Genomic DNA, 25154 nt, shown 5'->3' with positions numbered 1-25154 from the left:
ATTAAGAAAAAAAATGAAAAACAATTGTTTTTTCAAGGAAAACGAACGAAATCGCTTTATTTTTTTTGAATAATCAATTAAACTAAAAACAGTACCGTACTTACGGCAGAATGTTGGTTAGGAGGACAAGTGTTATGACAGAATTTGATCAAAATCAAGAGAACAACCAGTCAATGGAAGACGCAATGAAAAGCGTACAAGAAGTAAAAGTTGGCGATGTTGTTAAGGGCGAAGTTTTAGTCATTGAAGACAAACAAGTGATTGTCGGAATCGAAGGGGCTGGAGTTGAAGGAGTCGTTCCGGCAAAAGAATTATCAACTTTGCCGGTAGAAGATATCAGCGAAGTAGTAAAAGTCGGTGATGTATTAGACTTAGTCGTTATCAGTACGATCGGCAAAGATAAAGAAAACGGCAGCTACCTACTTTCAAAACGCCGTTTAGATGCTAAAAAAGTTTGGGAAGATATCGAAAGAGATTTCCAAGAGGGCAAGGTGATCGAAGCACCTGTTACAAATGTTGTCAAAGGCGGTTTAGTCGTTGACGTCGGTGTACGTGGTTTTGTCCCTGCATCAATGGTGGAAGATCATTTTGTTGCAGACTTTTCAGACTATAAAGGCAAAACATTGAGCTTTAAAATCATCGAAATCGAACCATCAGAAAATCGTTTGATCTTATCGCATAAAGCGGTAGTGGAAAACGAAAGAGAAGAAAAGAAAAAAGAAATTCTTTCAACTATCCATGAGGGAGATGTTCTCAGTGGACGTGTTGCACGTCTTACTGATTTTGGCGCATTTGTCGACCTAGGCGGAATTGACGGTCTAGTCCATGTCTCAGAGATTTCACATAGTCATGTAGCAAAACCAAGTGATGTATTGGCTGTCAATGATGATGTAAATGTCAAAGTGTTGTCTATCAATCCTGAACAAGAACGTGTTTCCTTGTCAATCAAAGACACACAGCCTGGACCTTGGTCAGAAATCGATACAAAAGCTCCAGTTGGCACAGTATTAGACGGAACAGTTAAACGTTTGACAAGCTTCGGTGCCTTTGTTGAAGTGTTCCCTGGAGTAGAAGGGCTAGTCCATATCTCTCAAATTTCACATAAACATATTGCGACACCACATGAAGTGCTTCATGAAGGTGACGAAGTGAAAGTGAAAGTATTAGAGATCCATCCAGAAGAACATCGTATTGCATTGAGTATCAAAGCTTTAGAAGAAAAACCAGCTTCAGAAGAAGAACCAAAAAATGTTGAGTCTTATGAATTACCAGAAGAAAATACTGGATTTACTATGGGAGACATTTTAGGTGATGCGTTGAAAGAAGAAGTAGAAGAAAAAGCAACCGATGATTCTGAAAAATAATTGATTTTGTATCTGTGACTGAGATGAAAGCAGCTGCTTTTGTCTCAGTTTTTCTTTTGAAAAGCGATTAGTATTTCAATAAGGAATAAAAATACTTCGTTTAATTGACAATCTATGCTTGAAAGTTGGCAATGCATTCGTTAAACTAAGTGAGATTGGAAACTTGTGAGGAGGAAATAATATGGCAAATCCAACAATTGCAATCGTTGGCCGCCCGAACGTCGGTAAGTCTACGATTTTTAACCGCATCGCTGGTGAGCGTATCTCGATTGTCGAAGATACTCCTGGAGTAACTCGTGATCGTATTTATGCAAAAGGTGAATGGTTAGGTCGAGAATTCAGCGTGATCGACACAGGCGGAATTGATCTTGGCGATGAACCTTTTATGGATCAGATCAAGCATCAAGCAGAAATCGCGATTGAAGAAGCAGATGTAATCATTTGTGTAGTCAGCGGACGCGAAGGCGTGACAGACGCAGATGAGATGGTTGCGAAAATTTTATACAGAAGTAATAAACCAGTGATTTTAGCAGTCAATAAAGTAGATAATCCAGAAATGAGAAACGATATCTATGAATTTTATTCCTTAGGGCTAGGCGATCCTTATCCTGTTTCAGGAAGCCATGGACTAGGGATTGGTGATATTTTAGATGAAGCAGTGAAGTATTTCTCTGAAGAGACTGAAGAAGAGGACGACGACACGATTAAGTTTAGTTTGATTGGTCGCCCAAATGTTGGTAAATCCTCTTTGATCAATGCGATTTTAGGAGAAGAACGTGTAATTGTTTCGGATATTGAAGGAACGACCCGAGACGCAATCGACACCCACTTCGTTTCTGAAAGTGGTCAGAAATTCTTAATGATCGATACAGCTGGTATGCGTAAACGCGGAAAAGTATACGAAAATACTGAAAAATACAGCGTGATGCGTGCAATGCGTGCCATTGACCGTTCTGATATCGTTTTGATGGTACTGAATGCTGAAGAAGGGATTCGGGAACAAGACAAGCGAGTAGCGGGTTACGCCCATGAAGCTGGTCGTGGAATTATTATCGTCGTGAATAAATGGGATCTTGTAAAGAAAGAAACCAATACAATGCGTGATTTCGAACAAGAGATTCGTGATGAATTCCGGTATCTTGATTACGCTCCAATCGTTTTTGTTTCTGCAGTGACTAAACAACGGTTGGAACGTCTGCCTGAAATGATCGAACAAGTAAGTATGAACCAGAATCTTCGTATCTCTTCGGCTGTGTTGAATGATATCATTATGGATGCTGTAGCAATCAATCCAACACCAACAGATAAAGGAAAACGCCTGAAGATTTTTTATGCTACACAAGTCGCTGTCAAACCACCTACATTTGTCGTTTTTGTCAATGAAGAGGAATTGATGCATTTTTCTTATGAACGTTTCTTAGAAAATCAAATCAGAAAAGCATTTACTTTTGAAGGGACGTCCATCCGAATTATCCCTCGTAGGAGAAAATAGGCATTTTACCATATCGACGTTTTTTTTTCAAAAGAAAAAGACAGTTTCGTTTGTTACGTTTCTATGACTAAAAAAAGCATGTGAAAATTGGTAAAAACCTTGCTATTAAGCGGTTCATATGATATCGTGATAACAGAATATTGAAGTTAATCAATATTTCTTTTTAAACTTCTGGACCACTCAGAAAGTTTTAACTAAATGATATTTCTATCATATCTCTTGTGGAGGAGGTGAATCTATCCATGGCAAACAAAGCAGAATTAATCGAAAAAGTTGCTTCAGCTACTGATTTAACTAAAAAAGATGCAACTGCAGCAGTAGATGCTGTATTTTCAACTATTCAAGATGCTTTAGCTAACGGCGAAAAAGTTCAATTAATCGGTTTTGGTAACTTTGAAGTTCGCGAACGCGCAGCTCGCAAAGGTCGCAACCCACAAACTGGTGAAGAAATCGAAATTCCAGCTAGCAAAGTACCTGCATTCAAACCAGGTAAAGCATTAAAAGACGCTGTTAAATAAGACAGTTGAAAAAGCGCTTGTGGCTCTAGGGCTACAAGTGCTTTTCTTTTTATTTCCTAGCAGAAAAGGAATAAATAAGAGACAGAGATTCCGAATCCGTATGTCATACATAGAAAACACATGTATTTTATTTAATTTTTATTTATTTCCAAGTTATGAGGTGAGCTTTGCTCTTATCTTTTCTAGAATTTGCTTACTAATGGTAAAATAAAAATAAGAAGAGGAGGGATGCGTACGGAACTTGATTATCAAGTAGAAGATGCGTTGACGAAAGTGTTTTACGGAGAAACGCTAGTCAGCCAGCTAAGAGAACTTTCCATTGATCAGCCAATCTTATTTTTAACGAATCAGCGCTATTATGATTTGTTTGCAGATAAGATCAACCCGTTATTTGCAAATCAAGCAAACAATGACTGGTATATTTGTGCCAACACTCAATGCAATCATTTAACAGAATTAAAGAACCTGCTTGATTTCGTCAAACGCTATCCCGAAAATCAATCCATGTTTGTCATCGGATTTGGAAATGAAGGGATCATGGATCTGGCAGGTTTTTTTCAAAAACATACAACCCTTGATTCATCACTATGGATGATCCCTGTATCGATCCGTTCTCTAAGCCGAGCATTAACACCGCAGCGGACGATTTTGCAGCTACCAAATCGTGTAGTGCTGCAAACCATCAATCTGCCAGAACGCATCGTTTATGATCAAACAATCAGCGAGCGGCAAGTGGACGGAAAGCAGATTGACTTTTTGACTTTTATCTGTTGCGGAATGATTTGTGATCATCGTTTTTTGCAAAATCTGTATAAAAACTATCCAAATAAAAAGCAATTAACGACTCGGCCGTTTGCCGGGATGATCGAAGAAATGATCTATTTTTATCAATTAGAGGCAGAAAACCTGTCAAATTATGGTAAACTGTTTGAACAAGCTTTTTATCTGACCGAAAATGGCCATCTACTTTCTGCTAGTATGAAAAAATTTTTAGGAATGATGTTTCATTTCGTGTGGAATCTCCAAGCATATCCTTTTGATTTCCAACTAAAAAACTTTTTTGTGTGGCTGGACTTGCTTGGCTATCCAATCCACTGGCTGGAACAGATTTCAAAGATGGAGTATTTGGAAAAAGTTCTTTTTTTGGCAGAAAAAAGCAAAAAAATACTTGTTTTAGAAAAAATAGGTATAATAGACGGATACCAACGTCCAAACGAAAAAGAATTATTGAGAACAATGATGGTATTTCAACAAATCGTCAGTGAGATAAGAGGGAATTGAAATGAATACAAATAGCGAAAAAATGTTGCAAGCTTTATCAGATGAAGACTTGTCACAAGCACAAATCTTTTTAGAAAAAGCATTAAAAGAAGACCCAGCAGATATATTAGCTGAACTAGGCGAAGAATTGCTGGCTATTGGCTTTTTGATCGAAGCAAAACAGATTTTTGAACAACTGATCAACCAATACCCAGAAAATGACGGACTGAACATCCCGTTAGCAGAAATTGCAATCGAAGATAATGAGATCGACTTAGCTTTTGAATACCTGGAAAAAGTGGATAAGCAAAGTGATTACTATCCGCAAAGCTTATTGGCGATAGCTGATTTGTACCAAGTTATCGGAATCCCTGAAGTGAGTGAAGCAAAATTGAAAGAAGCAGCTGGGTTGCTTCCTGATGAACCATTGATCCAGTTTGCGCTAGCTGAATTGTATTTTTCAGTTGATCGTTTCAAAGAGGCAGCAGTGGTTTATGAAACATTGTTGGCAAGCGGGATAAATGAAATTTCAGGAATCTCGATGCAGGAACGTTTAGGACAATCCTTAAGTATGCAAGGAGAATTCGAAGCAGCTATCGCACCTTTAGAAGAAGCACTGAAAGAAGAAAGGACAGATGATCGACTGTTCCAGCTAGCTTTTACGAATCTTCAATTGAAAGAAAATCAGCAGGCAATCAACTATCTGGAAGAACTTCGAGAAGTTAATCCGCATTATCAATCGTTATATCTATATCTAGGACAAGCTCTTCAAGAAGAAGAAATGATTGAAGAAGCACAAACAGTGTTAGAAGAAGGAATCAAAGAAAATCCTTACCAAGTCGAACTTTATCACCTGGCCTCGGAAAATGCTTTCCGTCTGCATGATAGACAGCGAGCAGAAGAACTTTTACTGAAAGCTTTAGAAGTAGGAGACAAACAAGATGAAACATTACTTACTTTAAGCAATCTTTACTTGGATGATGAAAGATATGAAGATGTGATACAAGTGATCAATCAGATGGAAGAAACTGCTAATCCTTATGCAGAATGGAACCTAGCCCATGCTTATAATGAATTAGAAGACTTTACCGTTGCAGCTGTACACTATGAACAGGCTTATCATGAACTATCACATGAACCAGATTTCTTGAAAGAGTATGCCTTTTTCTTAAGAGAAGAAGGGCAGCTGAAAAGAGCGCAAGAATTATTGACTTATTATTTAACACTTGAACCAGGAGATATGGAGGCACTGTCATTATTAGATGACCTAACAGAGAGGTGAGAAAAATGCTAATTGATGTACGGGAAAAGAAGAATTTTTTAACGTGGATGGTCAATCATGTATCTTTTAGCCGAAGAGAAGTTTTTTGGATCTTGAATTATCTTGCCAATCATGAAGCGATTTTAAGCAATGTCCACTTTGTTGAAGGGGCGAATTTTGCGGATCGAGGACTGCAGATCAGTGATCTATCTGTTGAAGGGGAACCCATGAAATTGTTTTTGCAGGGAAAAGAATTTACGGACACAGACCAGATTTTTCATGAAATCCGTTTGAATTGGAAAAAGCCTTTATATGTGGAATGTATATTCGAAAATGCTTGGCAGACAAGAGAATATCTATCTATCTTAGAAGACAATCCATTTTCTTCTTGGGATTCTTCAGTCAGTGAAGAAGATACTGAATTAATTGAACGATATTTTCAAGAAAAAGAAGAAGAAGCAAAACTAAAAATGCTTTATGCTCAAATCGATCAAGCACTAGAAGATGGAGATAGGGATGCTTTTTTGAAATTATCTGATGAAGTTAACCGAAAGATCCTTTTGCAGACACAAAAGAAAAGTAACCGGGTAAGTGAACATAACAATTAGTTAAAAATAGTATAGTACTAAAAAAGACAAAGGTCAGCTGGATGTGGAATCTTTCCTCATAGCCTATCTTTGTCTTTTTTCTTATAGTTTTTTCAGTAATCTTGTCTGTGGCTTCAAATAAGTAAAGCCTTGCCCTTCCACTTCATGCACATTGATGATTGAAAGAAAAGCTTTTTCGTCAATCTCGTGGACGATCCTCTTAGCTTCAGTTAATTCACTAGAGCTAACGACCATATAGATGATTTTTTTTGAATTACCAGAGAATGCGCCTTCTCCAGAAAGGAAAGTCACACCTCTTTGCAGACCGGTCATCAGTAGTGGTGCAATCTCTTCGCTTTTGTTGGAGACGACAAGTAGACCTTTTGCAGAATATCCGCCATCTAAGATCGAATCAATCACACGACTGAAAACATACGAAACAATCAACGTATACATCATACGTTTCAAGTCGATATAGGTTAATGAAGCAAGTAAGACGATGATATCAAATGCCAATAGGGAACGCCCCATAGTGATGCCGTAATTTTGTTCTAAAATCCGAGCGATAATATCACTGCCGCCTGTTGTTCCACCCATGCGGTAGACGATCCCGCTTCCTACACCTGCAACTAAACCCGCAAGTAGAGAAACGATCAGTAGATCATGCTGTAAATTGATTTCTAGTGGAACCCTTTGCCAGATCCATAAAAAGAATGACAAAGAAAGTGTACCTAGAACAGTATATGCCAAGGAACGTTTACCGAGGATCTTTCCTCCTAGTAAAATCAATGGGATGTTGATTAATAAAGTCGTATAAGCTGGATCAATACCAAATAAAGCTCTTAAGATCAAGGTGATCCCTGAGACTCCCCCTTCTGCTAAATGATTAGCGATGTTCAAGTAAACAAGACCAAATGCATAAATACTTGTTCCTATAATGATAAAAAGAACTTCTTTTACTGTTTTTCGTTTGACCATATGAATTCCAGCTTTCAATTATGTATTTTCACAGAATTTCCATTTAGAAATTCCTTCCTAAATGTAGCATGGAAATTCGATTTTCTCAATTGCTCTTATCTAGGATTTGCGTTAAAGTTTTGGTAAAATAGTTTTGGAGGGAAAAAGATGGATAAAAAGCGTTCTTTATACAGTATGCAGCAGGAAGTGGATGAATATATCCAGCAATTCAAGGTGGGGTATTTCTCTCCATTAGCTCAGATGGCTCGATTAACTGAAGAAGTAGGTGAATTGGCAAGAGAAGTCAACCACACTTATGGAGAAAAAAGCAAAAAGGCTTCTGAACCAGTTAACTCGGTAGCAGAAGAACTTGGTGATGTTTTATTCGTTACGATGATCATGGCTAATTCATTGAATATCGACTTAACTGAAGTTTTTGAAAAGAACATGGAAAAATTCAATCAAAGAGACCATAATCGCTTTGAGCGTAAGGACGAGTAAACAAGATGAAGTGGTCCTGGCCTTGAAGACTCTGAAACGGACTTGTCAAACAGTCACCATGCAACTGAGTCTTTATCTCAGTACAAGAAACACGCAGGAAAGGTTGGAAAAATGAAATTAAAACAATTACCTCTGGAATACCAAAAGGCAATTCCAGTTCTGAAAAAATTAGAGAATGCAGGATATGAAGCTTATTTTGTAGGTGGAAGTGTTCGTGATATCTTGCTGAACCAGCCAATCCATGATGTGGATATCGCAACAAGCGCATTTCCAGAAGAAATCAAACAGCTTTTTCCAAAAACGATAGATATTGGGATCGAACATGGAACTGTGTTGGTATTAGAAAATAATGAACAATATGAGATCACCACATTTCGGACGGAATCAACTTATCAGGACTACCGTAGACCAGATCATGTCGAATTCGTTCGTTCGTTGGCAGAAGATTTGAAAAGAAGAGATTTTACGATCAATGCGTTTGCTTTGAAAGAGGATGGAGAAATCATCGATTTGTTCGATGGTCTGCAAGATCTAGAAGAACAGATCTTGCGAGCTGTAGGCAATCCTCATGAGCGGTTCCATGAAGATGCCTTACGAATGATGCGCGGGTTGCGTTTTGTCAGTCAACTAGGGTTCAAATTAGAGGAAGAAACCTTCTACGCCATCAAAGAAAACCACGAGCTATTAGGTAAAATATCTGTAGAACGTATAAATGTGGAATTCATCAAGATGCTCTTGGGAAATGAACGGGCCGCGGGAATCCATGCATTTATTGAAACAGAGTGCTACATTTGCTGTCCCGGTTTGAAAGAAGAAGGCGAAGCACTTTTACGTTTTGCTGAATTACCATCCGTCCCATTGAAAGAAGAGAGCCAAGTATGGACATTATTGATCAGCCAACTGGGTCTAAAAGAAAATGAGATTCGTTCCTTTTTGAAATCGTGGAAGTGTTCTAACCAAATGATTAAAGACGTTCAAGCACTTGTCCAAGGACTACGACAACGAGAAACTGGAGCTTTGGAACCATTCGAATTGTACTTCTTAGGCAAAAAACATGCACTGCAAGTAGAAGAATTGATGATCTATTTTGACGAAACACCTCAGATGGATGCCGTAGGAGAATCCTATGATCGTTTACCTATCAAGTCATTAAGCGAATTAGCAGTAGATGGTAAAATCTTGCTAGAAGAAACTGGAAAAAAACCTGGTAAGTGGGTTAGTGAAGCTTTGCAATTAGCTGAAAAAGCCGTCGTAGAACAAAGAATAAAAAATGATAAAAAACAGGTTTTGGATTTTTTATCGAAAGAAAAATTGATTTAAAAAACACTAGACTGTATCTGCTCAGCTTTGTTGGCTACTTAAAGTGGGCAGATACGTCATTAGAAGAAAAAACATAAGATGTGACCACTTACATAAATTTGTGCTAAACTGAGGTAGTACAAGAATAAATTACATCATAAAGGAGTCTTTTTAATGAGTAAAGAAATGACAGCGCTAAAATTTTATTTTAGAAATGGAGAAACCTGGACGATCAATCGCCGTCATATCGGCGATCTTTGGATCAAACAAATCACAACAAGTTTTGGACGAATCAATGGCAGTGAATTTGTTGAAATCCATCCGTGTGCTGGATTTAAAATCGAAATCTTCCATGAAGGGGACGCAGTTGCGACACATGATATCAACCTAGGCGGACTGGAAATGGGCATGTTTAATCGCGCATTGAAATACGAAGATATCGAGCGAATGGAAATCCTTTACCGAAATGGCACACCTGATCTTGTGTACTTCCCATATCTAGATAAAGGAACAGAAGGATTAGACAATCAATATCAATCAACAAAAATCAGCGAAAAAACAGGTAACTTGTATATCGTGATCAATCCAGATCAACGTGTAGAAGATGTATACGGGGAATTTTTCGAATAAATCGATTTTTACGCAAAAATGAGGCTGTGAAAGAGATGTGTCTTATTACTACTGATAGGCTGTCTCTTCCACACCGTTTATTCAGAATAAGGGACTGTGACAAGATTTTTGTCGCAGCCCCATTTTTTTGTTGTGATAAAAGAACAAGAAAGGCAGGAATGGAAAAGTAAACATCCTTTTGTCAGAAACTTTTATCTTTCTTAAGTTTTACTTGATATCTGATACTATTTGGAATAGAATGAGGCGTTGAAAAATTTATGGAAATTTCTAACTAGCAATAAATGATGAAACAATGAAATATTTTTCATCCAAAAAGAACTTTGCTATAATGATGGAAGTTTGTGTATAGGAGATCTGGAAAATGAGAGAGAGTTTTGAACAACAAAAAAAACTGTTGCATGATCGCTATGGCGCCCTTTCGATGGATGACCGCCGTCAAATACTTTGTAAGTTGCGTAAAAGAAATATATTGATGTATCGTCAGTTGGAACGTCTGAAACATGATCTGCTTCGTTTGGAGTCAAAACGTGTACAGTGTGAATTAGAGGGAAACCAAACACAGGTTGAAGTAGTCGAAACCAAAATTTTAAAGAAAAAAGAACAATTTTTAAAAATGCTTACACAAAATAAAAAATAAAGGGGATGGACGATGGAATTTGCTGAGTTAGTTATTGTATTTGCAGTAACGATCACCTTATCGAATATAGCTAGCCGCATTTTGCCAATGATTCCAGCTCCACTGATCCAAATTTTCCTTGGAGTGGTATTAGGTCTGACAGAGTGGGGACAATCAATCGATTTTGAACCTGAATTGTTCTTAGTTATGATTATTGCACCATTATTATTTAGAGAAGGAGAAAAAGCAGATATTTCTTCGATTCTCAAAAATTTCGGGACAATTTTGTTCTTGGCATTTGGAGGAGTCATTTTGACCCTTGTCGGGGTAGGTGCGACGTTATCATTCCTGTTGCCAAGTGTCCCACTTGCTGCCTGCTTTGCTTTTGGAGCAGCGTTAGGTCCGACAGATGCGGTAGCAGTCAGTTCTCTTTCTGGACGAGTGAATATCCCTAAAAAGGCGATGCATATTTTGGAAGGAGAAGGTCTTTTGAATGATGCATCTGGTGTTACTGCCTTCCAGTTTGCTCTTGGTGCGCTGATCACCGGATCTTTTTCAGCAGTAAACGCGGGGATGAGTCTAGTAGTTTCTAGTATTGGGGGAGCTTTGATCGGCTTTTTGCTTGTCTGGTTCAAACAAAAAATAATTCATTTGATCGAAAAAGCATCAGCACAAGATGTCACAGGGTATCTGCTGATCGAACTTTTGCTTCCTTTTCTAGCCTATGTATTGGCAGAGGCATTTGATGTATCTGGAATCATTGCTGCAGTGGCAGCAGGTATTCTCCAAGCTTCTGGTTTTAGGAAAATCTCTGTGTTTGATGCAGAATTGTCGAGCTTGTCCCACAGTACATGGACAACTATTGCTTTTACACTGAATGCATTAGTATTTATATTTTTAGGAATCGAATTGACGCAAGTGTTCTCGCCAGTATGGGGAGACGGTTTATATCCAAACGGTCTTTTATTAGCGATTATCGTATTAATCTCTGTCATGCTTTTTGTGATCAGATTCATTTCTATCAGTCTTTTTTATGTATTCAAAGATGGCAGTAAAAAGTTCAAAAAACAGTTGAACGAGATCTTGATCTTAACATTTGGCGGTGTAAAGGGAACAGTCAGTTTGGCTACGATTTTTATTTTGCCATTTTCAATCAATAATATGATGTTTTACCAGCGGTCTTTGCTTTTGTTTCTGACGGCGGGTGTCATCTTAGTGACTTTGGTCATAGGGATCATTGTCTTGCCTATGCTGACGGAAACAGAGGAAGCGAAAAGCACGGATTTGAATGCTTTGATGATTTTAGAAGAGGTCGTTGAAGTTTTGCGAAAAGAAATAAAGGAAATTGATCGTAATACAAAAGAATTTTTAGCCACTGAAGCAGTGATAGAAAATTATCAAGAACGGATACGTGATCTTTACTTGGAAGATTTAACCGATGATGAAAAGCAAGAAGTACAAGAAATACAAGCACTGATTTTGTCGATCGAACGGGATGGATTGGATGAAAGTTATCGTTCGGGCAAGCTTTCTTCTAATGGTTATCGTTTTTACTCCCGTTTTCTTTCTCGATTCGAACATTCTATCACAAGCCAGATTTTGTCTTTTATCGGCTTTTGGTTCATTGTTGTCCGTAGGTTAATGCGAATCGTTCTCCATCCGAAAATGTTTTGGCAAAGAAGATATGCTGATCGTCAGACATTTATTAGTGATGAAGATATCCAAGAAATCAGAGAGACATATCAAAAAAATACTCAGTTGATTATTGAAAGTTTAGATAACTTGACTGATATTTATGATGAAACGATGGTTCAATTTTTTATCCAGCAACGCAAACTTGAAGGAATAAAAATGAACTCGGGGAATTTGATTTCTTCGTGGATGATCCAGCAAGATAGTCTGTTTACGAAAAAAATGCTAAGAGGTTATTATCTTGAAAGAAAAATCATTGATGAATACGAAGTTGCTGAGAAAATCACGACGTTTTCTGCGAACAGCTATCGCAGGAATATCAATTTGTTAGAATCTTATACGATGAACAAACCATCTGATAACTTTTCTTTCCGATTTGCGTTTCGAGCAAAGTCAAAAAAACGAGTCCAATAAAATAAAAAGGTAAAAATTTTCAAGTTTTATAAAAAACAAAACATATCAGAACAGGATCGAATCGGTCCTGTTCTTTTTTTGAGAACACAAAAAGAACAAATACCAAAAAAATTTTCCTGAAGTTCACTATTTTTATGATACAATATCCAAGATAAGGAGGGAACATGTTGAAAGAATTAAAAGTAACTGACCTCAAAAAAACTTATGGTGAAAAAGATTTGTTTGACCAGATTTCTTTTTTGGTCCACGAAAAAGACCGTATCGGGTTGATTGGGACGAACGGGACGGGTAAAACAAGTCTCTTAAATATTATTGCCGGTATCGATAGCGGCGACGGTGATCGGCAAACAGTGTTTTATCCAACTGATTACCGTATTGGTTATCTTTCTCAAGCAGCTGAATTTTCCGATGAATTAACTGTTCTCCAAGCAGTCTTTCAAGGAAACAGCCCCTTGATCCAAACTGTTCGAGCATATGAGGAAGCATTGATCGAACTAGGGGAAAACAGAGAAGACCCTGATGTGCAAAAACGTTATGCTAAAGCAGAAGAACAAATGAATAAAGAAGATGCTTGGACTACAGATACCAACGCAAAGATTATTTTGCAAAAATTAGGAATCAGTGAATTAGATAAAAAAATCAGTACTTTATCAGGTGGTCAGAAAAAACGAGTTAGTCTGGCGCAAGTGTTGATTGATGAACCCGATTTACTATTACTAGACGAACCAACAAACCATTTAGATTATGAAGCGATCGAGTGGTTGGAAAACTATTTGAAACAATACCGTGGCGCACTATTGATGGTTACCCACGATCGTTATTTTCTAGATAGAGTAGCAAACCGAATCTTCGAACTTTCATTTGGAAAATTATACGAGTATAAAGGAAATTATGAAGCTTACGTCTTAGAAAAAGCAGAACGTGATCGTGTAGAAGTAGAACAAGAAGAAAAGCGCAAGCGGCTTTATAAACAGGAATTAGCTTGGATGAGGGCTGGCGTACAGGCACGTGGCACCAAGCAGCAAGCACGGATCAACCGTTTCGAAGATCTAAAGGAGAACTTGTACCAAGTAAACCAAGAAGATGATTTAGAGCTGAACCTAGCGACACAACGTTTAGGGAAAAAAGTACTGGAAATCAAAGATGGCAGTTACCGTATAAATGACCAAACACTGCTAGAACATTTAGATTTACTGATTCAATCTCGGGAAAGACTAGGTATTACTGGTAAAAATGGTGCAGGAAAATCGACATTGCTTAATATTCTAGCTGGCAGAATTCCCCTGGATAGCGGTACAATGTCTATCGGTGAAACGGTTCATCTTGCGTATTATACACAAGAAAATGAAGAAATGGCACCAGATAAACGGATGATTGCTTACTTACAAGAAGCTGCTGAAGAAGCAAAAACAGCAGATGGCAGTCAAATCGGAGTAGCAGAATTACTTGAACGATTTTTATTTCCAAGATTTATGCATGGGACACTGATAGGCAAACTTTCAGGCGGAGAAAAACGCCGGTTATTTTTGTTGAAACTGCTGATCCAGCAACCTAATGTTTTATTATTGGATGAACCGACCAATGATTTGGACATAGCAACATTGACGATTTTGGAAGATTATTTTAGAAGTTTTCCAGGTGCTGTGATCACTGTTTCCCATGACCGTTATTTCTTGGACAAGGTAGCAGATAAGTTATTAGTATTCCAAGGAAACGGAAAACAAGAACTTTATTACGGAAACATGTCCAGTTATTTACTGAAGCAAAAAGAGACCCAGCAGCCTGCTGAAAAAGCGAAACCAAAAATACAGAGCAAGGAACCTGCTGAAAAGAAGAAATTATCTTACATGGAACAAAAAGAATGGGAAACGATTGAAGATGAGATTGCAGAACTTGAAGAAAAAATCTCATTGCTCCAAGAAGAGATGAATCATCAAGGAGATAATTTCACTCGATTACAAGAATTGCAAAACGACGTATCTGAAACAGAAGCACAACTTGAAGAAAAAATGGCACGGTGGGAATACTTGAGTGAATGGGTAGAAGATTAGGAGGAAAAAGGATGGAACAAGCGTATCTTGACTTAGGAAGAAAATTGTTGGAAGAAGGGCATCGTAAAGAAGACAGAACAGGCACAGGCACATTAAGCTTATTCGGATACCAAATGCGGTTTGATCTGCAAAAAGGGTTTCCTTTGTTAACAACGAAACGAGTACCTTTTGGATTGATCAAAAGCGAATTGCTTTGGTTTTTAAAAGGAGATACGAATATCCGCTATCTATTACAAAATAAAAACCATATTTGGGATGAATGGGCATTTGAACGCTACATCAAAAGTCCAGACTATAATGGACCAGATATGACTGATTTTGGCCATAGATGTTTGACAGATCCTGAATTCAATGAAGAATATAAAAAGCAGAGCAAGTTTTTTTGCGAGAAGATCCTAACCGATGATTCCTTTGCTGAAACATACGGCGATCTTGGACACATCTACGGCTATCAATGGCGTCACTGGGAAACAAAAGACGGTGGCTTTATCGATCAAATCAAAGAAGTGATCGAAGCAATCAAAAAGACTCCTGATTCTAGAAGATTGATCATTTCTGCATGGAATCCGGAAGATGTTCCTAGCATGGCTTTGCCTCCTTGTCATACGATGTATCAATTTTATGTTCAAGAGGGACGGCTAAGCTGCCAATTGTATCAACGCAGTGGGGATGTGTTTCTAGGCGTTCCGTTCAACATTGCAAGTTATGCGTTGCTGACTCACCTAATTGCACATGAAACAGGTTTAGCGGTTGGCGAATTTGTTCACACATTAGGAGATGCTCATCTTTATATCAATCATATCGAACAAATGAAAGAACAATTGAGCCGAGAAATACGCGCATTTCCGACTTTAGTTTTGAATCAGGAAAAGCAGTCAGTATTTGATTTTGAGATGGAAGATATCCAATTAGAAGGATATGACCCACATCCGGCGATCAAAGCTCCTATCGCTGTTTAGAATCAGAAAGGATGAGAAAATGTTAGCTGCAATTTGGGCACAGGATGAAAACGGATTGATTGGAAAAGAAGACCGTCTTCCTTGGCGTTTGCCAAATGATCTGAAATTCTTCAAACAAATGACAGAAGCAAATACACTAGTGATGGGACGAAAAACATTCGAAGGGATGGGTAGCCGTCCGTTGCCGAATCGTCAGACGATTGTTTTGACGAGAGATTCTTCCTATAAAGCAGAAGGCGTGCATGTCATGCATAGTGTGGAAGACGTGCTTGCTCTGGAAAAAGAAACAGACGGTATCTTTTTCATCGCTGGAGGGTCAGCTGTTTATCAAGAATTTCTGCCATTTTGTACGATATTATACCGTACAGTCATCCATCATGTATTCGATGGAGATGCTTATTTTCCACCTGTTGACTGGTCTGATTGGTCACTGATCAATACTAGTCAAGGAGAAATGGATGAAAAAAATCGTTATCCGCATCAATTTGAAACGTATCAGCGTAATGAGAATCCTGTAAAAAGCGGGACAGGCGAATTGACGATATAAAAAAGCTATGGATAGACTAGCTGTTATTTAGAGCTGTCCCATCCATAGCTTTATTTTTTTTATTAAGTAAAGAATAAAACAGAGAAGTACATAAAACCTGCACCTAACATAACAAACAAATGCCAAACAACATGCATATAGCGGATAGAATTCAAGCTATAAAAGAATGCGCCTATCGTGTAAGAAAGCCCGCCTGCTACCATCAAAATAACACCAGTCATTCCAAGAGAGTGATAAAGAGGAACAGCAGCCACGACACAGAGCCACCCCATAAAAATATAGATGATCGTAGATACTTTTGATACTCTCTCCCGTTTATGCAACGTCAACGCTTTATATATAATGCCAAGAATCGCAAACAACCAGATTAATACAAATAAAGTCCAACCTACCCATCCTCGGATACTCAGCAAACAAAAAGGAGTATAACTTCCTGCAATCAAAAGAAAAATCGAACTATGATCGAATACTTGGAACACCTTTTTTGCTTTTGTAAAAATCAATGAATGGAACAAAGTAGACGTTAAAAATAAAAGAATCATCATCGATCCATAGATAGCATAAGAGACAATATGGAGGGAGGAATGCAAGTGGGCACCTTTTACTAAAAGAACCACTAGTCCCGCGATACTCAATCCAGTCCCAATTCCATGGGTGACTGCATTAAACACTTCATTTAATATTTCATACGTTCGATTAAATTTCGTTTTTTCCATGAAAACGGCTCCTTTACTAGGTGTAATTAATGAAAAATCATTATTTGTCTGTTATACTAAAAATAGAAATTGTCTTACATGTAGTTTAACATGAATAAGGCATCTTGTTAAAGAAAGAGAGAGAGAAAATAATGACAAATGTAAAAATCGTAACAGATTCTTCATGTACGATGGAAAAAAATGTACGCGATGCTTTAGGCATTCGTGTCATGCCGCTATCCATCATGATCGACGGAACAGTATATCCCGATGATGACCAACTAGACGGCGAAAGATTTATGGAAATGATGGCAAAAGCAAAAAATCTGCCCAAAACAAGCCAACCACCGATTGGAGAATTTATCTCGATGTATGATGAGCTAGGAGAAGACGGCAGTGAAGTGATTTCGATCCATATGACAAAAGGCTTGAGTGGAACAGTAGAAGCAGCAAGACAAGCCAGTAATCTAACAAAAACGAAAGTAACGGTTATCGACAGTGATACCACTGACCAAGGATTATCTTTTCAGGTAATTCGAGCAGCTGAATTAGCAAAAGAAGGTAAAACAGTAGAGGAAATCCTTGAAGAAGTCAAAAAAGTACAAGACAATACAAAATTATACATCGGAATATCCACACTAGATAACTTGGTAAAAGGTGGAAGAATCAGCCGAACAACTGGTTTGCTGTCTAGTGTTTTGAACATACGCGTGGTGATGAATTTCGCCCATTCTGAATTAATCCCTGTAACTAAGGGGCGAGGAAAGAAAACGTTCGATAAATGGTTTAATAATTTGAAAAATGAACTGAAAGAATTGCCAAATGTGCGACAAATCGGTATTTCACATGCGGATGCAAAAGAATTGGCGCAAGAATTCAAAGAGGGTTTGCAAGAATTATTCCCGGACATGCATATCCCTGTACTGCATACGAATCCGGTTATCGCTACGCATACTGGTAAAGACGCGTTTGCAATCATGTATTATGTAGATTAGTCGAAAAGAGGATAAGCCCTCAGCCTGAAAGGCTTGCAGCTTATTCTCTTTTTCTTTATAAAATTAGGAAAATAATTGTTTTCTTTTTTCATAAAGACTACCTTTTTGATAAAATTTTTGATAACATTAGAACCAATCGAATACAAGAGGTGAAAAAATGAAATTAACGAAACGACATTTGATCCTCGTTTTGTTCCCATTATTAATTGCGATCATCATCTATGCAGGTTTAGCTGCTTCTATACCGAAAGCTGGCCCACTAATGAAACCAGTAACTACTGTGAGAGAAGATCCAAATAAAAAAGAAAAACTTCACTACATAGCTATCGGAGATTCGCTGACTGAAGGAGTAGGAGATCAAACCAAGCAAGGAGGATTCGTTCCCCTTGTCGCAAATGATCTAAAAGACCGTTATAATTTGACCGCGGTTGAAACAGAAAACTATGGTGTAAATGGTGAACGAAGTGACCAGATCTTAAAGCGAGTAAAAACAAAAGAAGAAATTCGAAACAATATCAAAACAGCTGATTTTATCACACTGACTGTTGGCGGTAATGATTTGATGAAAGTTATCCAAAATAATTTATTCGGGTTAACGGTCAATTCCTTTAAAAAGCCACTGAAAAACTATCAGGAAAATGTCACAGAACTATTGGAAGAATTTCGATCCCTCAATAAAACCGCACCTATTTACATTTTAGGCATCTACAATCCATTTTATTTGAACTTTCCTGAGATCACTGACATGCAGACAATTGTAAATAATTGGAACAAAGGAACAGAAACGGTGACGAAAAAAATGCCGAACTGCTACTTTATCCCAATCAATGATTTGCTTTATCAAGGATTGAATCAGGAAGTAGGTGTCACAGAAGAAGGAACAGATCAATCAACTAGAACGACAGAAAATCTAAATGGCATCAAAAATAATGTGCTCTATGAAGAAGATCATTTCCATCCAAATAATTTAGGTTATCAATTGATGGCAAATGCAGTGAGAGATCAGCTGATCGAGACACAAAACCAATGGCTAGAGAAGGAGGATGATCAATAAACATGAAAACAAGATCTGACGTATCTTCAAACAAAACAAAGAAAACAAATTACTGGAAATTCGCCTTCCTTATCCTTCTTGGGGTAGTACTTGGTTCGACCGTATTTTTAGGCAGCCGTATTTTTGCTAATCGGGAACCAGAACTCCCAGAAATACCAGCTCTTACGGAAAGACAAGGAGATCCTGTCTTAACGATCAATTCAAATAAAGAAAAAGTCAATCAAATCATCAGCTTTTTCCTTAGTGAGTATCAAAAAGATAGTGATATTGAATATAAATTTTATTTGGAAAATGAAGCACTACTCAATGGTACTTTCGAAGTACTAGGTTTTCCTATCGATTTCTATTTATATTTTGATCCGTATGTGATGGAAAACGGAAATGTCCAACTAAAAGCTAGAAGTCTTTCTATCGGAACATTGAGTTTGCCAATCAAAGATGTGATGAATATGATCAAGAGAAACTATAAATTACCAGATTGGATCGAAGTCAATACAGATGATCTGACTATCATGCTTAGGTTGGATCAATTCCGAATGCAAAACGGGATGTATATTAAAGCAGATAAAATCGACTTAGTAAATGATGACATTCGGTTTAGTCTATATTTGCCAAAAGATACCTCTGATGCTTCAAACAACTCAAATACCAACAAAACTAGCACCAGCAGTACTAAAAGCAAGACAAAAGAAAATAAAAAATCATCGGATGAGTAGTATTAGAGGGGGAATCATAATGGAACGAGCAATATTTGCAGGAGGCTGCTTCTGGTGTATGATCCAGCCTTTCGACACGCTTCCTGGTATCCATACAGTGATGTCAGGATATACTGGAGGGCATGTACCAGATCCGACTTATGAACAAATAAAAAGCCAAACGACTGGACATACAGAAGCAGTGGAGATTATCTATGATCCAACATTGATTTCATATGAACAATTAGTAGAACTTTACTGGCAGCAAACTGATCCAACTGACGCTTTCGGACAATTCGAGGATCGCGGTGACAATTATCGCCCGGTGATCTTTTATTTGACAGAAGAACAGCGGATCATTGCTGAAAAAAGTAAGAAACAGTTAGCTGAAAGTGGACGTTTCGAACAGCCAATCGTTACAAAAATCGAACCAGCCCAACCATTTTATCTAGCAGAAGAAGACCATCAAGAGTATTATAAAAAGCATCCTGAAAATTTTAAAAGAAACCATGCACGCCGGGCTGCCTTTATCGAAGAAAATTGGAGGAACGAAGGGTGAATCGAAGCTTTTTTCATTATTTAATGACACTGCGAGGCGGTGGCACACATGATGCTTTATCTGTTTTCGCTACAGAAGCCGGTAAAGACATCCAATTTCCTAAGCACAGCTCTAGCTACGAAGAAATTTCTAATTATCTGGAACTGAATGTCGACTATTTGGCGTCCATGGATATCTTTGACGAAGCATGGGAAAAATATTTAGAAAATAATCATGACATATAAGAGATAGTTTTGTACTTTATGATCAAAAAAGTTTTTTGTCCAATAGCCTAATTGAAAGAATTATTTTTATTTCAGCTATCTAGTCGCATTTTTTTGATATTTTTCTTATAATAAAGAAAGAATGAAAAAACGAGGGATGGATTGATAGAGATTGACAAAAAAACAACGCTATATTAATCGCTTCTGGCTTGTATTGAAATACTTACTTGTTTCTGTATTCCTTGCGTTCATGTTGCGGGGATTTTTATTCATCCCGGTACCAGTGGAAGGCAATTCAATGGAAAACGTGTTGAAGCAAGGTGATATGGTTGTGATGGAAAAATTTTCGGAGATCAGACGATTTGATATTGTTGTTTTTCAATTAGCAGATGGCACGATTTATATCAAACGAGTAATCGGTCTTCCAGGAGAAAATGTCAGCTACCAAAATGATCAATTGAAGATCAATGGGAAAGTAGTTAAGGAACCTTATCTAACTAAAAACCTGAAATCAGATCATGCAAATGCATCCTATACGACGGACTTTACACTACAAGAGCTAACGGGACAATCCAAGCTTCCGGAAGATAATTATTTTGTACTTGGAGATAATCGAAGAGTTTCAAAAGATAGTCGTTCGTTTGGCACGATCAATAAAACTGATATTCTAGGTAAAGCAAGATTTGTCTATTATCCACTTGATGAAATAAAATGGATCCAGTGAGAAACAATAAAGCGTGCAGTCTGTTGAGACTGCACGCTTTATTGTTTAATCCAAAATCAGTTTACTACCTTAGTACGTAAAATCAAACAGCTCGTTTAAACACTTTTCTAGCCTCTAAAGTTTTGATAAATGAATAAACAACCATTATTTGAATAGGGATTTGGATCATATTCCTGATGACTCTACCTAGAAAAATCACTTTGAAATCTGCACCAAACAAAACAGACATCAGCCAAGAATTGATAAAAAGGCTGACTGGGATCATAATCAATAATTGGGCAGCGATGACGGAAGGCAGGTTTATCTTTTTATGATATAAAAATAAGCCATTAATAAATCCACCAAGGAAAGCCGTGATAAGAAAAGCAGCTTGAAACGTTCCTGAACCAAATATCGTGAAATTTAAAGTGTTCGACAACATTTCAAGCAAACCAGCCCAGATCGGTCCATATAGATAACCCATAAGCGCCATACTTAAAAATCCGAATGTGATTTGAAAATAAGCAGGACCAATCGCTATTTTGTATAAGATGACATCAAGGGCTAATAAAAGAGCAGAGGTCGACAACAATCTTGCATTCATTTCGGGCAATCTAAAAACGTCTTTTGCAATCAAAGTGTTCAAAATATTCTCTCCTTTGTCAGTTAATAATAAAAGGATACCATAAAATCACCAATGTGTCATGACACATTGGTGATTTACATACACTGGCATTTAACAATTAAAAAAAGGGTGAGAAGACTGCTTTTATAAACTGTAAAAAAGAGATTGTACGAATGAAAAAAATAGAGGCGGAGAATACTTATCGTATCATCCGCCTTTGTTTTTTTGTTATAAAAAACGTCAGATTAGTTATCTGCTTACATCTTCATCCATACGGGTTCTAATGTATTTCCGTCTAGATCTTGGACTTCTAATGAAAACATTTCTTCTTCAGGCATTCCCATATCTACTTCGTGGAAAGTACCACCATTTTCTTTTGCAATTTGAGCAAATTTTTTTACTTCATCCGCGTTTTCAACACTAAACGAAATCAAAGCACCACTTGTTTTTTTATTATCAGCTATTTCTTTATCTTTTATAAATTTTTTATAAAAATCATGAGAGAGAAGCATTACCCAAAAAGTGTCATCCCATACCATTGAACCAGCTTCTTCAGTAGAAAATTCTTCATTTTTTTTAAAACCCAGCTTTTCATAAAAAGCAACGGAACGATTGACATCAGCAACAGGAAAATTAACAAAAACCATACTATTCATTTGTTTCGTCTCCTTTCCGTTTTGTTCGTCTATCATCTCTTATTTAGGAAACGCTGTCAAAAATTTAGATTCATATATAGAAACCAAAATAAAAATTTACATCATCAAAAAAGTGAAGATGTGATAGAATGAGGACTGGTTCACTTTCACTTAACTAATAGATGGAATTTCTTTATAATAAAAAAGTGAATTTATATTGAAAAAGAAAAAAAACAAGTAAAGCCGGGGAATATTCCGGTATGAAAGGAATGGAGAGAACAATGACCATCCAATGGTTTCCGGGACATATGGCAAAAGCCCGACGAGAAGTTTCTGAAAAAATGAAATATGTGGACATCGTATTTGAATTGGTAGACGCACGATTACCTTTATCTTCTCGTAATCCAATGCTAGATCAGATCATTCAGCAAAAACCTCGCCTTGTTTTATTGAATAAAGCGGATCTGGCAGATCCACAACAGACAAAGCTATGGCAAGAATATTTTCGTAAACAAGGCCATCTTGCATTAGCTATCACGGCACAAGAAAGTAAAGGAATTAAAGGTCTAGTACCTGCGGCTAAAGAAGCATTGAAAGAAAAACGGGCAAGAGATGCTGCTCGGGGGATCAAGCCTCGCGCTATTCGGGCAATGGTCTTAGGTATTCCAAATGTTGGGAAATCTACGTTGATGAATCGACTAGTAGGCAAGAAAATTGCACAGACAGGAAATAAGCCTGGCGTAACAAAAGGTCAGCAGTGGCTTCGTTTAGGTAATGAGTTGGAATTGTTAGACACACCAGGGATTTTATGGCCCAAATTTGAAGATGAAGAAATCGGCAAAAAACTAGCGCTGACAGGCGCGATCAAAGACCAGCTTGTCCATTTAGATGATTTAGCGATTTACGGATTAGACTTTTTTGCCCGATATTATTCAGGAAGAATCAGCGATCGTTATGGTTTATCAATCGAGCAAGAAGAAAAATTGGCACCGGAATTACTGATGGATATTACAGCAAAACGTGGGTATAAAGAAGACTATGATCGCGGCAGCGAATTAGTCGTGCATGATATTCGCCAAGGAAAACTTGGACGATACACACTGGATCGTTGCGAAGAAATGGAGCAAAAAAGTGATGACTGAATCCATCCAAAGTATCGAAGAACGATTGAAAAGCATACAGAGAATAGATGATCCTACACTAGAATCATTAAGAAATGATCCACGCAAAGGCGTGCAGCAAGCACTGGCTTCTTTTGAACGACGATTGAAAAAGGAAGCATTAATTAAGGAAAAATATGAAGAAATGTTTTGCTTTGAAAAGCAAGGGTACGCACAAGGTCACCAATGGATTGCCGGCATTGATGAAGTAGGAAGAGGACCATTAGCTGGACCTGTCGTGGCAGCTGCAGTTATCTTGCCGAAAAATGAGATCATATTAGGGCTGAATGACTCCAAACAATTATCAGAGAAAAAGCGAGAACTTCTTTATCAACAAGTTCAAGAAAAAGCCCTGGCAATCGGGATCGGGATCGTTGATCAGCAGACAATCGATGATGTGAATATTTATGAAGCAAGTAAATTAGCGATGATCCAAGCAGTAGAAAAATTGTCCATTGTACCAAGCTATTTGTTGATCGATGCGATGACCTTGGATTTGCCTATCCAGCAGGAAAAAATAATCAAAGGGGATGCACGATCTGTGTCGATTGCTGCTGCAAGTATCATTGCTAAAGTATATCGAGACCAATTGATGAAAGAATATGACGTGCTTTATCCTGGATATGGTTTCTCGCATAATGCAGGTTATGGAACAAAGGAACACTTAGAAGGACTTGAACGACAAGGAATTACGCCAATCCATCGTAAAAGTTTTGCACCTGTAAAAAAATATTTACAATAAAAAACAGCCGCTTTTACGTATCTTATTAGAAAGAGAGACGAAAGGCGGTTTTATGATGTATCAAATAGAAGAGAATTTATTGAAACTTGCTTATACAAAAAGAATCAGTAGTCAAGGAAAATGGGCACTTGCTAACTGGATGATGCAGTATCCTTATAAAGAAATCGGATTTGAAGACATCATTAAGATAGGTAAAATAACCACACATCGGGAGCTGTTTCGCAAAAGTTGGCAGGAAATTCACGCTAACTGGGGCAAAATTCAATCGAAACAGTCGTTTATCACTTGCTTTGATCCCAAATATCCCCCTCAGCTACTTCACTTGACCTATCCGCCAATTGTACTGTTTTATAATGGTGATCTATCTTTACTTTCTTGTAACATGTTAAGCGTTGTTGGTGGAAGACACACTTCTGCTTTAGCCAAAAAAACAGTTTATTATTTACTAAAACCAGTGGTAGAAGCTGGATATGTGATCGTCAGTGGCTGCGCGAAAGGGATAGATACATACGGTCACCAAGCAGCAATCTCTCATGGTGGACGGACAATCGCAGTCATTGGAACAGGGATAGAGCAAGTCTATCCTGCTGAAAATCGTGACTTGCAAGAGGTGATTGCAAATGATCATCTTCTTTTGAGTGAATATCCTCCTCAATCCGGCCCGAAAAAGCATCGTTTTCCAATGAGAAATCGGATTATCGCAGCTTTGTCTAAAGGAACATGTGTCTTTGAAGCCAAGAAAAAAAGCGGCTCTCTGATAACAGCACAGCAAGCATTGGATCTTGGAAGAACAGTTTTTTCTGTTCCAGGAAATATTTTAACAGAACATTCTACCGGATGTCATCATTTGATCCAAGACGGTGCAGTTTGCACGGTTTCGGGTGAAGATATCTTGGCAGAATTTAAAGAATAACACCATACTTTTCATTTGCTTTTCTTG

The 25154-nt window shown here is 37.7% G+C and carries 27 protein-coding genes; 23 read left to right on the top strand and 4 right to left on the bottom strand.

All coding sequences use genetic code 11. From position 1 onward, the window contains the following. Positions 1-134 precede the first annotated feature (134 nt). The 6 genes from rpsA to RG571_RS06625 all read left to right on the top strand — a co-directional run bounded on the left by rpsA (position 135) and on the right by RG571_RS06625 (position 6503). Complete coding sequence (gene rpsA / locus RG571_RS06650; RefSeq protein WP_002294406.1) at positions 135-1364, top strand: 30S ribosomal protein S1; 1230 nt, start codon at positions 135-137, stop codon at positions 1362-1364. Positions 1365-1545: 181 nt separating this feature from the next. Continuing rightward, a complete protein-coding gene (gene der, locus RG571_RS06645; protein ID WP_002296982.1) occupies positions 1546-2856 on the top strand; it encodes a ribosome biogenesis GTPase Der in 1311 nt (436 codons plus the stop codon). Positions 2857-3098: 242 nt separating this feature from the next. Continuing rightward, the gene (locus RG571_RS06640) at positions 3099-3374 is read left to right on the top strand and encodes an HU family DNA-binding protein (RefSeq protein WP_002290178.1); all 276 of its coding nucleotides are present in this window, start codon (positions 3099-3101) and stop codon (positions 3372-3374) included. Positions 3375-3602: 228 nt separating this feature from the next. Next, a complete protein-coding gene (locus RG571_RS06635; RefSeq protein WP_258430528.1) occupies positions 3603-4655 on the top strand; it encodes a hypothetical protein in 1053 nt (350 codons plus the stop codon). A gap of 1 nt (position 4656) precedes the next feature. Further along, positions 4657-5916, top strand: coding sequence for a tetratricopeptide repeat protein (locus tag RG571_RS06630; protein ID WP_002298134.1), 1260 nt, complete (start codon positions 4657-4659; stop codon positions 5914-5916). A 5-nt stretch (positions 5917-5921) separates the two neighbouring features. Next, positions 5922-6503, top strand: a complete 582-nt coding sequence (locus tag RG571_RS06625; RefSeq protein ID WP_002289878.1) for a ReoY family proteolytic degradation factor — start codon at positions 5922-5924, stop codon at positions 6501-6503. A gap of 81 nt (positions 6504-6584) precedes the next feature. Here RG571_RS06625 and RG571_RS06620 read toward each other — a convergent pair whose 3' ends face one another. Then, positions 6585-7460, bottom strand: coding sequence for a YitT family protein (locus RG571_RS06620; protein ID WP_002294412.1), 876 nt, complete (start codon positions 7458-7460; stop codon positions 6585-6587). A 147-nt stretch (positions 7461-7607) separates the two neighbouring features. Here RG571_RS06620 and RG571_RS06615 point away from each other — a divergent pair, with 147 nt between their 5' ends. From RG571_RS06615 to RG571_RS06580, 8 genes are all read left to right on the top strand, one after another. Further along, positions 7608-7940, top strand: a complete 333-nt coding sequence (locus RG571_RS06615; protein WP_002290045.1) for a nucleotide pyrophosphohydrolase — start codon at positions 7608-7610, stop codon at positions 7938-7940. A gap of 111 nt (positions 7941-8051) precedes the next feature. After that, positions 8052-9260: a CCA tRNA nucleotidyltransferase gene (locus RG571_RS06610; protein WP_002339412.1), complete on the top strand. Its 1209-nt coding sequence runs from the start codon at positions 8052-8054 to the stop codon at positions 9258-9260. A 153-nt stretch (positions 9261-9413) separates the two neighbouring features. Continuing rightward, positions 9414-9869, top strand: a complete 456-nt coding sequence (locus RG571_RS06605; RefSeq protein ID WP_002290187.1) for a hypothetical protein — start codon at positions 9414-9416, stop codon at positions 9867-9869. 361 nt (positions 9870-10230) lie between these two features. Continuing rightward, a complete protein-coding gene (locus tag RG571_RS06600) occupies positions 10231-10506 on the top strand; it encodes a hypothetical protein (RefSeq protein WP_002290188.1) in 276 nt (91 codons plus the stop codon). Positions 10507-10518: 12 nt separating this feature from the next. Continuing rightward, positions 10519-12591 carry a sodium:proton antiporter gene (locus RG571_RS06595; protein ID WP_002324658.1) on the top strand — a complete coding sequence of 691 codons (2073 nt, stop codon included), beginning with the start codon at positions 10519-10521 and terminating at the stop codon, positions 12589-12591. Positions 12592-12758: 167 nt separating this feature from the next. Further along, positions 12759-14642, top strand: coding sequence for an ABC-F family ATP-binding cassette domain-containing protein (locus RG571_RS06590; RefSeq protein WP_306702737.1), 1884 nt, complete (start codon positions 12759-12761; stop codon positions 14640-14642). 11 nt (positions 14643-14653) lie between these two features. Beyond that, a complete protein-coding gene (locus RG571_RS06585; protein ID WP_258430526.1) occupies positions 14654-15601 on the top strand; it encodes a thymidylate synthase in 948 nt (315 codons plus the stop codon). A 19-nt stretch (positions 15602-15620) separates the two neighbouring features. Beyond that, entirely contained in the window at positions 15621-16148 is a 528-nt protein-coding gene (locus tag RG571_RS06580; protein WP_002288392.1) for a dihydrofolate reductase, read from the top strand. Between the two features lie 62 nt (positions 16149-16210). Here the strand turns inward: RG571_RS06580 and RG571_RS06575 are convergent, their stop codons facing one another. Next, on the bottom strand, positions 16211-16864 hold the full coding sequence (locus tag RG571_RS06575) for a hemolysin III family protein (protein ID WP_002339409.1): 654 nt from the start codon (positions 16862-16864) through the stop codon (positions 16211-16213). A gap of 131 nt (positions 16865-16995) precedes the next feature. Here RG571_RS06575 and RG571_RS06570 point away from each other — a divergent pair, with 131 nt between their 5' ends. The 6 genes from RG571_RS06570 to lepB all read left to right on the top strand — a co-directional run bounded on the left by RG571_RS06570 (position 16996) and on the right by lepB (position 21073). Continuing rightward, positions 16996-17838 (top strand): DegV family protein, encoded by an 843-nt coding sequence (locus tag RG571_RS06570; RefSeq protein ID WP_002298122.1) that lies wholly within the window; start codon positions 16996-16998, stop codon positions 17836-17838. Positions 17839-17995: 157 nt separating this feature from the next. Further along, entirely contained in the window at positions 17996-18892 is an 897-nt protein-coding gene (locus tag RG571_RS06565) for an SGNH/GDSL hydrolase family protein (RefSeq protein WP_308947541.1), read from the top strand. A 2-nt stretch (positions 18893-18894) separates the two neighbouring features. Next, the gene (locus RG571_RS06560; protein ID WP_002339407.1) at positions 18895-19608 is read left to right on the top strand and encodes a YpmS family protein; all 714 of its coding nucleotides are present in this window, start codon (positions 18895-18897) and stop codon (positions 19606-19608) included. Between the two features lie 19 nt (positions 19609-19627). Continuing rightward, on the top strand, positions 19628-20146 hold the full coding sequence (gene msrA, locus RG571_RS06555) for a peptide-methionine (S)-S-oxide reductase MsrA (RefSeq protein ID WP_010723912.1): 519 nt from the start codon (positions 19628-19630) through the stop codon (positions 20144-20146). Next, positions 20143-20370: a YozE family protein gene (locus RG571_RS06550; protein WP_308947785.1), complete on the top strand. Its 228-nt coding sequence runs from the start codon at positions 20143-20145 to the stop codon at positions 20368-20370. Before msrA ends, RG571_RS06550 begins: the two co-directional genes overlap by 4 nt. A gap of 151 nt (positions 20371-20521) precedes the next feature. Further along, a complete protein-coding gene (gene lepB, locus RG571_RS06545; protein WP_308947539.1) occupies positions 20522-21073 on the top strand; it encodes a signal peptidase I in 552 nt (183 codons plus the stop codon). 82 nt (positions 21074-21155) lie between these two features. On the opposite strand, the gene RG571_RS06540 is transcribed toward lepB, so the two are convergent. Next, the gene (locus tag RG571_RS06540; RefSeq protein ID WP_002298120.1) at positions 21156-21698 is read right to left on the bottom strand and encodes a folate family ECF transporter S component; all 543 of its coding nucleotides are present in this window, start codon (positions 21696-21698) and stop codon (positions 21156-21158) included. A gap of 236 nt (positions 21699-21934) precedes the next feature. Further along, positions 21935-22333 (bottom strand): VOC family protein, encoded by a 399-nt coding sequence (locus RG571_RS06535; protein WP_002298119.1) that lies wholly within the window; start codon positions 22331-22333, stop codon positions 21935-21937. Between the two features lie 260 nt (positions 22334-22593). Here RG571_RS06535 and ylqF point away from each other — a divergent pair, with 260 nt between their 5' ends. From ylqF to dprA, 3 genes are read left to right on the top strand one after another with little or no spacing between them, the layout of a single operon-like run. After that, positions 22594-23454 (top strand): ribosome biogenesis GTPase YlqF, encoded by an 861-nt coding sequence (ylqF, locus tag RG571_RS06530; protein ID WP_002296988.1) that lies wholly within the window; start codon positions 22594-22596, stop codon positions 23452-23454. Then, positions 23447-24214, top strand: coding sequence for a ribonuclease HII (locus RG571_RS06525; RefSeq protein ID WP_258430481.1), 768 nt, complete (start codon positions 23447-23449; stop codon positions 24212-24214). The genes ylqF and RG571_RS06525 overlap by 8 nt, the downstream gene beginning before the upstream one ends. A gap of 55 nt (positions 24215-24269) precedes the next feature. Beyond that, the gene (gene dprA / locus RG571_RS06520; RefSeq protein WP_230340907.1) at positions 24270-25127 is read left to right on the top strand and encodes a DNA-processing protein DprA; all 858 of its coding nucleotides are present in this window, start codon (positions 24270-24272) and stop codon (positions 25125-25127) included. Positions 25128-25154 lie beyond the last annotated feature (27 nt).

Source organism: Enterococcus sp. FR204, assembly GCF_031143325.1.
GTDB classification, from domain to species: Bacteria; Bacillota; Bacilli; order Lactobacillales; family Enterococcaceae; genus Enterococcus_B; species Enterococcus_B faecium.
The sequence above is the reverse complement of the archived record's forward strand: the minus strand, read 5'-3'. Positions and strand labels throughout refer to the sequence as shown.

What these genes read in the sequence shown, in the direction of transcription:
- rpsA (WP_002294406.1), top strand. Translation starts at nt 135, where the DNA reads ATGACAGAATTTGATCAAAATCAAGAGAACAACCAGTCAATGGAAGAC.
- der (WP_002296982.1), top strand. Translation starts at nt 1,546, where the DNA reads ATGGCAAATCCAACAATTGCAATCGTTGGCCGCCCGAACGTCGGTAAG.
- RG571_RS06640 (WP_002290178.1), top strand. Translation starts at nt 3,099, where the DNA reads ATGGCAAACAAAGCAGAATTAATCGAAAAAGTTGCTTCAGCTACTGAT.
- RG571_RS06635 (WP_258430528.1), top strand. Translation starts at nt 3,603, where the DNA reads ATGCGTACGGAACTTGATTATCAAGTAGAAGATGCGTTGACGAAAGTG.
- RG571_RS06630 (WP_002298134.1), top strand. Translation starts at nt 4,657, where the DNA reads ATGAATACAAATAGCGAAAAAATGTTGCAAGCTTTATCAGATGAAGAC.
- RG571_RS06625 (WP_002289878.1), top strand. Translation starts at nt 5,922, where the DNA reads ATGCTAATTGATGTACGGGAAAAGAAGAATTTTTTAACGTGGATGGTC.
- RG571_RS06620 (WP_002294412.1), bottom strand. Translation starts at nt 7,460, where the DNA reads ATGGTCAAACGAAAAACAGTAAAAGAAGTTCTTTTTATCATTATAGGA.
- RG571_RS06615 (WP_002290045.1), top strand. Translation starts at nt 7,608, where the DNA reads ATGGATAAAAAGCGTTCTTTATACAGTATGCAGCAGGAAGTGGATGAA.
- RG571_RS06610 (WP_002339412.1), top strand. Translation starts at nt 8,052, where the DNA reads ATGAAATTAAAACAATTACCTCTGGAATACCAAAAGGCAATTCCAGTT.
- RG571_RS06605 (WP_002290187.1), top strand. Translation starts at nt 9,414, where the DNA reads ATGAGTAAAGAAATGACAGCGCTAAAATTTTATTTTAGAAATGGAGAA.
- RG571_RS06600 (WP_002290188.1), top strand. Translation starts at nt 10,231, where the DNA reads ATGAGAGAGAGTTTTGAACAACAAAAAAAACTGTTGCATGATCGCTAT.
- RG571_RS06595 (WP_002324658.1), top strand. Translation starts at nt 10,519, where the DNA reads ATGGAATTTGCTGAGTTAGTTATTGTATTTGCAGTAACGATCACCTTA.
- RG571_RS06585 (WP_258430526.1), top strand. Translation starts at nt 14,654, where the DNA reads ATGGAACAAGCGTATCTTGACTTAGGAAGAAAATTGTTGGAAGAAGGG.
- RG571_RS06580 (WP_002288392.1), top strand. Translation starts at nt 15,621, where the DNA reads ATGTTAGCTGCAATTTGGGCACAGGATGAAAACGGATTGATTGGAAAA.
- RG571_RS06575 (WP_002339409.1), bottom strand. Translation starts at nt 16,864, where the DNA reads ATGGAAAAAACGAAATTTAATCGAACGTATGAAATATTAAATGAAGTG.
- RG571_RS06570 (WP_002298122.1), top strand. Translation starts at nt 16,996, where the DNA reads ATGACAAATGTAAAAATCGTAACAGATTCTTCATGTACGATGGAAAAA.
- RG571_RS06565 (WP_308947541.1), top strand. Translation starts at nt 17,996, where the DNA reads ATGAAATTAACGAAACGACATTTGATCCTCGTTTTGTTCCCATTATTA.
- RG571_RS06560 (WP_002339407.1), top strand. Translation starts at nt 18,895, where the DNA reads ATGAAAACAAGATCTGACGTATCTTCAAACAAAACAAAGAAAACAAAT.
- msrA (WP_010723912.1), top strand. Translation starts at nt 19,628, where the DNA reads ATGGAACGAGCAATATTTGCAGGAGGCTGCTTCTGGTGTATGATCCAG.
- RG571_RS06535 (WP_002298119.1), bottom strand. Translation starts at nt 22,333, where the DNA reads ATGAATAGTATGGTTTTTGTTAATTTTCCTGTTGCTGATGTCAATCGT.
- ylqF (WP_002296988.1), top strand. Translation starts at nt 22,594, where the DNA reads ATGACCATCCAATGGTTTCCGGGACATATGGCAAAAGCCCGACGAGAA.
- RG571_RS06525 (WP_258430481.1), top strand. Translation starts at nt 23,447, where the DNA reads ATGACTGAATCCATCCAAAGTATCGAAGAACGATTGAAAAGCATACAG.
- dprA (WP_230340907.1), top strand. Translation starts at nt 24,270, where the DNA reads ATGTATCAAATAGAAGAGAATTTATTGAAACTTGCTTATACAAAAAGA.